This is a genomic window from Exiguobacterium sp. UBA5002, assembly GCF_002396765.1.
GTDB lineage: Bacteria > Bacillota > Bacilli > Exiguobacteriales > Exiguobacteriaceae > Exiguobacterium_A.
Genome location: NZ_DGYQ01000005.1, coordinates 1 through 7,691 on the forward strand (window position 1 = coordinate 1; position 7,691 = coordinate 7,691).

The window sequence follows — 7,691 nt, forward strand, 5'->3', positions numbered from 1 at the left end:
TTTTTGGGGAGCATATCATGGCGTGTGACGCGCCATTCTTTTTGTTACGAGATAAGGGTGGCAGATCATCATTCTGCCACCCTTATCTTTGTAGAGACTGACTTTTGAGTCAGCCCCGGTTCAGACTTATTGTTCTTTTTTTAATAACCATTTGATGTTCGGTGACAGCAACGGTCGGAAGATTGTCACGACGGGTCGACTCGACAGCAACCAGACGAATCCGGTAGCGAGCAAGAAGGACAATCCAATCAGTAACAGTGGTGATTCCGTAATGGCTGGTGGAACCGAATCACGGAACAAACGGACGATGAACGAGTGAATCAAGTAGATCGCAAGTGTCTGGATACCGATCTGGTCGAACCGATCTCCAAATGACCGGTGCGGCACGAGCAACAAGACCGAGAAAATCATGATCGTACTGACAGCATAGAGGAACAATTGAATCGCTGCTCCCTTCAGAAGCGAGACTTCAAATTCCCCGTAGGTGTCGCGGTAGAAGAGCCAGACCGTATCAAATCCGTTTTTTGTACAGACAATCATGAAGACGACAATCAAGAGCGAGACGATTAGTCCGGTCAGTCGACCGATCGGTGCCGTCATCTGCTTTCGCCAGCCGGCGTCAGTCAGCCAACCGCGCTCTTTGACGAGGTAACCCATCAAAAAGAACGGATAAAAACTGACGACTTTTTGTAACGACAGGAAGTTCGTGATTGAATCTGGGTTGGCATTGATCAATAACGCAAATAAGACACTCACGATCAGCGGGAAGCGCATCACCCGGAATGCCGGTGTGACGGTTTGCCAAATGATGATTCCAAGCAAATACCAAAGCGTCCAATTCGGAACGAGCGGATGGAGTAACCCATCGAGCATCTCACGTAAGGAATCATCCTGCGTGTAGGACAAATAGATTTCGTGAATCGATTGCCAGATGAAATATAGGGCAACGAAGGCGAGGATGCGTTGCGGTCGAACTTGTTTGAAAAAGTAGCCGCTCATGAAGATGAAGGCGGGCATGTGCAACAAGTAAATGACGTTATACGCCATCCTCACACTATCGTTTCCCGGTAAATCACGGAACGTCTCGATCAAATGACCGAAGACGACCATGAAGATGAGTAAGACCTTATAGTTCCCAAGCCAATGATCGTACGCTGGTGTGGTCACTGGTTTGATGGAGCGATTCATTTTTTCTCACCCAGCAGGATTTGATCAACGAACCGGGCGCTCGATTTCCCGTCTTGATGTTCAAAGAAATATTCTGCGAATGCTTTGACGTTATGCATTTCGAAGTCCTTGTTTTTAATCCGTTCAATCAACTCTTCTGATGTCTTGACGATTGGACCCGGAACGAATTCCTCGAAGTCGTAATAGAAATCACGTTTTGAGATATAGTCCTCAAGGTCATACGCGAAGAACAACATCGGTCGATTCAATAGGGAGAACTCGAAACACGTTGATGAGTAATCCGTAATCAAGATGTCTGAGACGAACAGCAACTCATTGATTTCACGATGATCCGTCAAATCGAGGAAGAAGTCGGCGTAGACTTCTGGAATCTCCATCCGGCGACGGATGAATGGATGCAGTTTAAGGACGAAGACGTACTCCTCATGAAGTGCTTCGTACAGCGCATCAAGATCGAGTTGATCAAAATCATAATAGGCACTCTTCGCACCATTTCCTCGGAACGTCGGCGCGAACATGATGACTTTCTTTTGCTTGAAGATGGGATATTCCTCATAGATACGTGCTTTTGCTTCCTCGATGAACGGTTGATCGAAGAACATATCCGTCCGTGGAATACCGGTCGCGATGACTTGATCTTCCCGTAATCCGAAGCCTTCTGCATAATGACGGGCGACATTATGGGAGCTGACGATGGCTTTCGTGTAGTTTCGATGACTGAGCGAGTTTGCGCTTGGACCACCTGGTTTTCCGAGACGGCTGTACCCGAATGTCTTGAAGGCGCCAACGGCATGCCAGACTTGAACCAAATCACTGCCTTTACGAATATTCAACGGATAGATCATCGGATAGAAGTCATCGACAAGAATCGTCTTTGCTGTCGCTAAATGGTATGGCAAGGTAAACTTGTCACGCCAATCACGACGAGACTGGAGATTCGGTTTGAAGAAGGTCTTCACATCGAGATCAAGATCGCGACGTTTGACTTCATCTAAGATATAAGCAAAGTTCCCACTGATATCACTCCGTGAATCCGAAGCGAGGATGACTTTGTTCTCTTGGATCGGTTGCGTCCATTTCGTGACGTTATAAATCGCCTTAAATGTGAAACGGCGGAACTTGAACGCGCGCTTCTTCATGTTCTTCTTCCACTTCTTATAGCGATCGATGACTTGGATTAGACGTTTCGATTCGCCTTTCTTCAGGGAATGGAAACCTAAAGAGTTGCTGTATTCCGAATACTGCACGACAAGTTCATATTCGAGTAAGATCAAGGCGTTACTATGTTTTGTATCGACGCGGTAAGCGACTGGGATTAACGAACGCGTATCACCAAAAGGCGCTTCATGTAAGATCGTCTTTCCTTGGACGATGGCGAAGAACGCGTCAAAATAGCCCATCGGCAATGGACGACCGGTCGGCGTGATATGATTCAGGTTCAATTCGCCTGTAAAGGACTCTTCCGTCCAGTCACCTTCGAACGGAAAGCGGCAAATGAACGTCCGTTTGTTTCGTTTATTACGGAAGACGATGGCACGTTCAAGCGGTACCAATGCTTCGGCAGGTTCAGACTGAATATACTCATCGTCATGTTCCTCAAGTTCAGGTTGCTGTTGCGATGTAGTATTTTCAAATAACGTTTGTTCGGCACGCAAAAAATCAACCAATCCACTTAAACGTGCTTCGAAACGAAACGTCGTTCCAGCTAATTCCAAGTAGGTGACCTCAGCATGTAAAGTGGGGGTCAGTGTCTCTTCGATCAAAACCATCTCTCCTCGCTTGAATAATTACAATGCATTTACACAATCATGATAGATTTTTAAATTTTACGTGAACATAGTATAGTGAAACTAGAAATCACCACTCATTATATCGTGAGACATTAAAATTAATAGGGATTTCTTTATTTTTTTGTGTTTTTGTAAAATAATACTTCAACACAGACTGCACTGTTACACATACCCTGAACGCTAGGGAAAGAAAACCGAAATTCGATTATTTCATAAGGGAGGGAAGCAGGTCGTCTCGTTTGGAAGAGCCAACGAGACACTGCGCCAGAAGATGATTTATGCAGCCATTTTAGCTGGAGGAAAAGGAACACGGATGGGGAATGTCGATCGACCGAAACAATTCTTATCGATCGGAGAACGTCCAATCATCGTCCATACAGTAGAGAAATTCCTATTACATGAGGATTTTGACCGCATCATCATCGTCACACCGACTGCTTGGATTAACTATACGCGCGATATTTTGGAGAAATACATTGGAAAAGATGAACGCCTCGTCATTACACCGGGTGGGCAGGATCGAAATGAATCGATCATGGCAGCGGTGAACTGGATCGAAGAGAAAAACGGTCTGTCTGAGGAAGATATCATCGTCACACACGACGCTGTCCGTCCGTTCCTGACGCACCGCATCATTAAAGAAAACATTGAAGCAGCGCAAGAATTCGGTTCATGCGACACAGTCATTTCAGCAATCGATACGATCGTCGCGTCAACGAACGGTAAAACGATCACGGATATTCCGGTTCGTGATCAAATGTATCAAGGGCAGACACCACAAAGTTTTCAGATCACGAAGTTGAAATCGCATTATGAGTCGCTTTCAACGGAAGAACGAGCGATTTTGACGGATGCGTGTAAGATCCTTCTTCTGAAAGGGGAAGATGTCGCGCTCGTCACAGGGGAACTGTTCAACATTAAAGTGACGACACCATACGACCTACGGATTGCGAATGCTATCTTGAAGGAGCGGATTCATCAATGATTAACCAAGTCTATCAACTCGTCGCCCCGCGTCAAATCGAAGTGACGTATGATGAACGGTCATTGAATACCGATCGTGTCGTCGTGCGTCCGACGTATTTGTCGATTTGTCACGCGGATCAACGCTACTTCACGGGTAGCCGTAGTGCGGAAGTATTAGCGAAAAAATTACCGATGGCCATGATTCATGAAGGCATCGGAAAAGTCGTACATGATCCGAGTGGAACATTCAAGAAAGGAACACTCGTCGCGATGGTGCCGAATACGCCGACGGAAGAAGATGACATCATCGGTGAAAACTACCTGCGTACGAGTCGTTTCCGTTCGAGTGGGTACGATGGCTATATGCAAGACTATGTGTTCTTAAAAGCAGATCGCCTTGTCGAGGTACCGGCTGATCTTGATCCTGAAGTCGCGGCATTCACTGAGCTCGTCAGTGTAGCGGTCCATGCCTTGACTCGTTTCGAAAAGATTGCCCATCCGCGTCGGGAGACGTTCGGAGTGTGGGGGGATGGGAACCTTGGCTTCATCACAGCACTCTTGCTACGTAAGTTGTATCCGGAAGCGAAATTACTCGTCTTTGGCAAAACACAGTCGAAGCTTGATTATTTCTCGTTTGCAGACGAGACGTACCACATCGACCAGATTCCAGCCGATGTCTCCTTCAACCACGGTTTTGAATGTGTCGGGGGAATTGGCAGTCAATATGCGATCAATCAGATGATCGACTACATCATTCCGGAAGGCACGATGGCGTTACTTGGCGTATCAGAGGATGCCGTCGCGATCAACACTCGGATGATTCTTGAAAAAGGACTTCGTGTCTACGGTTCAAGTCGGAGTACACCGGCTGATTTCGCACGGACGATGGAATTGTATCAAGCACATCCTGATATTCCAGCTTATTTATCGAACCTGGTTTCAGGCGTATTCCAAATTCGACAAATCGAAGATATTCATAAAGCGTTTGAAAACGATTTGACGAACCGGTTCGGAAAGACGGTCATGGAATGGTGCATGTAACGATGTGCGCTGAAAAAGAGGAGAATCGTCTATGAAACAAAAAATTCGGTTATTGCAACGACGGACGGTTCACTATCTGCTTGCTATGACGTACTGGTTGACGAAACGGTTACCGATTCAACCGAAAAAAGTCGTCTTTGCGACGTATCGTTCCGATCGTCTTGTCGATAACTTTCGTGCCGTCTACGATGAACTCGAACGACGCGACTTAGGGTATGAATACGTTTTTTTGTTAAAGCGATTCCCTCAATCGTTGGCGGGGCAAATCCAATACGTCTTTCATATGATGCGGGCGACGTACGAATTAGCGACTGCTCGTTACTTCATCATTGATGACTATTATTACCCTGTCTATGTGTCGTCCTTACGGAAAGGAACAGAAGTCATTCAGCTATGGCATGCTTGTGGAGCCTTTAAAAAGTTTGGTTATAGTGTGCTTGATAAATCCTATTCGCCGGATGACGATTATTTGAAGATGGTCCAGATTCACCGGAATTATAGCAAGGTCTATGTTTCCGGTGAAGCGTGTGTTGCACCATATGCGGATGCTTTCGGAATGGAGCAGAAACGGATCTATCCATTAGGAGTTCCACGGACGGATCAGCTACTGAACACAGCACGCCAAGCCCGTGTTCGAGAAAAGTTGTATGACCGATATCCAGAATGGCGTAAAAAACGAATCATCTTACTCGCGCCGACGTTCCGAGGAAATGGACAGACAACGGCACATTACGATCAAGAGCTCGATTTTGAGAAGTTCCGTCGTGAGCTTGGACCGGATACAGTGCTCTTGCTTCGCATGCACCCGTTTGTTCTCAATCCACCCGTCGTACCGGACGCGTATGCGGATCAAATCATTAACATGACAGACTATCCGGACATCAATGATCTGATGCAAATTGCGGATATTCTGATTACGGATTATTCGTCTGTCATCTTCGAGTTTGCCTTGTTGCAGAAGCCGATGATTTTTCTCGTCAACGATCTGCAGTCGTATAAAGCAGAACGCGATTTCTACTTCCCATATGAAACGTTCGTACCGGGACCAATCGTGTCGACGTTCGAAGACGTCATTGCTTGGATTAAACGTGGGCAATTCGATACACAGAAAATCGAGACATTTGCGAATCAGTTCTTTACGTATCAGGACGGAGAAGCGACCAAACGAATCGTCGACCATATGTTATATGACACGATTCCAGAGGCGCCTGTCTATACGAAAACACCAGTGTGAATACAGAAAAACGTTCCGATTGCGTCTCCGTTTGGGGAGAGAGACGTCATCGGAACGTTTTTATTTTTGAATTGGGGCTTGATTGGCGCGAGCAGGGGTAGCTCGCAGAATGCGCACCTCTTAAAAGTGCGTCAACTTGTCCTTTGCGGACGTTCTAGGTTTGACAGGTGGAACGATGGCAGGCCAGCCGATTTGAATGACGCCGAGAACGCGTTCGTTTTCAGAAGCGTCAACGAGTGAGGCATACTCTGGTGTGAACCAGTGTTTTCCGCTCTTCCAGCAACACCCAAGACCTCGTTCTGTTGCTACTAACTGCAGATTTTGAATCATCGCAGCTGTTGCAAGTGTATCCTCTAGCTGTTGATCCGGTGTCCCTTGTACCTGACAAAGTACCGTTAAATAAACCGGGACTTCCCGTAATTTTTGTTCAGCCTGTTGACGTTGTTCAGACGTTTTCGTCTCGAATTGACCACGCGCTGTCAGTAATTCCATCAAGGCATCGACATACCGTGTTTGTCGGTCTTCGATTGCGAGAACAAAGCGCCAAGGCTCTCGTAATTTATGATTCGGGGCATAAATCGCCGTGTCGAGTAATGCTTCTACCAATTCGATCGGAACGGATTGTTCCGTATAAGACCGGATCGACCGGCGTGTTTCAATCACTTGTTGGGCATGCATCCGTTTCATCTCCTCACTGAGTACTTTTTCACTATAAATGATAACGATTATCATTGTCAACGTTATTTGTCAGAAAACAAAAAAAGACGATTCCCGAGAGGAAATCATCTTTCGTTGCATTCGGATTAAGAGGCTTTTCGTTCCTCGTCTTGATCTTGAGCAACAGTCGTTAGTTTCTTTTTCATAAGACGAATCCGATATAGGGCAAATAGATAATGGGCGAAATAGATCGTAAAACCAAGGAAAATCGTTAACGCTACATGAATTTGAACGCCGGGAACAGCATGAAGCTGAATGAAGAGCAAGACAGCCATTGCCATCGTATAAAGCACCATTTCCACCGATTGTGGCATGACGCGTTGACGTTTTAAGAAAAAGGAACGCATGAGTGGCAGGACGACGAGACTGACGAGACGATCAACCAGTCCGATGACGAGCACGCTGATCACCATTGCCAAACCATTTTCAAAAGCGATTAACCGTGGGAAGACAAGATAAGTGACGAGTAATAGTGGTCCAACTAATAAAAAGATTGAAATCGAGGCACGTGCGAATACGAAGAGCCCGTTGACACTTGTTAAAAAGGCACGAACGATCTTTTGTGACCAAGGGGATGGTCGACCAACTTGCCAAGCAAAACAACAAGCAAAGATGAACGCATAAAATTGCAGAAAGGCAACCATAAAGCATCTCCTTTAGATATGAAACTCATTGTCCCTAGTGTATCGATTTTAAGGCTGAAGTGCAAAGAAGAACTTTTCGTAAAGTATAAGAAAAGAGGCTGACTCAAAAAA

The 7,691-nt window shown here is 46.0% G+C and carries 7 protein-coding genes; 3 read left to right on the top strand and 4 right to left on the bottom strand.

What is annotated here, in order from left to right; all coding sequences use genetic code 11:
* Nucleotides 1-126: 126 nt before the first annotated feature.
* On the bottom strand, nucleotides 127-1,188 hold the full coding sequence (locus B4C70_RS00760; RefSeq protein ID WP_290776331.1) for an acyltransferase family protein: 1,062 nt from the start codon (nucleotides 1,186-1,188) through the stop codon (nucleotides 127-129).
* On the bottom strand, nucleotides 1,185-2,951 hold the full coding sequence (locus tag B4C70_RS00765; RefSeq protein WP_290776333.1) for a CDP-glycerol glycerophosphotransferase family protein: 1,767 nt from the start codon (nucleotides 2,949-2,951) through the stop codon (nucleotides 1,185-1,187). Before B4C70_RS00765 ends, B4C70_RS00760 begins: the two co-directional genes overlap by 4 nt.
* Before the next feature lie 298 nt (nucleotides 2,952-3,249).
* Here B4C70_RS00765 and B4C70_RS00770 point away from each other — a divergent pair, with 298 nt between their 5' ends.
* From B4C70_RS00770 to B4C70_RS00780, 3 genes are read left to right on the top strand one after another with little or no spacing between them, the layout of a single operon-like run.
* On the top strand, nucleotides 3,250-3,963 hold the full coding sequence (locus tag B4C70_RS00770) for an IspD/TarI family cytidylyltransferase (protein ID WP_056064491.1): 714 nt from the start codon (nucleotides 3,250-3,252) through the stop codon (nucleotides 3,961-3,963).
* Nucleotides 3,960-4,985, top strand: a complete 1,026-nt coding sequence (locus tag B4C70_RS00775; protein ID WP_214728876.1) for a ribitol-5-phosphate dehydrogenase — start codon at nucleotides 3,960-3,962, stop codon at nucleotides 4,983-4,985. Before B4C70_RS00770 ends, B4C70_RS00775 begins: the two co-directional genes overlap by 4 nt.
* Before the next feature lie 31 nt (nucleotides 4,986-5,016).
* Nucleotides 5,017-6,219: a CDP-glycerol glycerophosphotransferase family protein gene (locus B4C70_RS00780; protein WP_214728874.1), complete on the top strand. Its 1,203-nt coding sequence runs from the start codon at nucleotides 5,017-5,019 to the stop codon at nucleotides 6,217-6,219.
* A gap of 120 nt (nucleotides 6,220-6,339) precedes the next feature.
* Here the strand turns inward: B4C70_RS00780 and B4C70_RS00785 are convergent, their stop codons facing one another.
* Both B4C70_RS00785 and B4C70_RS00790 read right to left on the bottom strand, forming a co-directional pair.
* Entirely contained in the window at nucleotides 6,340-6,897 is a 558-nt protein-coding gene (locus B4C70_RS00785) for a nitroreductase family protein (RefSeq protein ID WP_290776336.1), read from the bottom strand.
* Nucleotides 6,898-7,022: 125 nt separating this feature from the next.
* The gene (locus B4C70_RS00790; protein ID WP_023466728.1) at nucleotides 7,023-7,580 is read right to left on the bottom strand and encodes a hypothetical protein; all 558 of its coding nucleotides are present in this window, start codon (nucleotides 7,578-7,580) and stop codon (nucleotides 7,023-7,025) included.
* Nucleotides 7,581-7,691 lie beyond the last annotated feature (111 nt).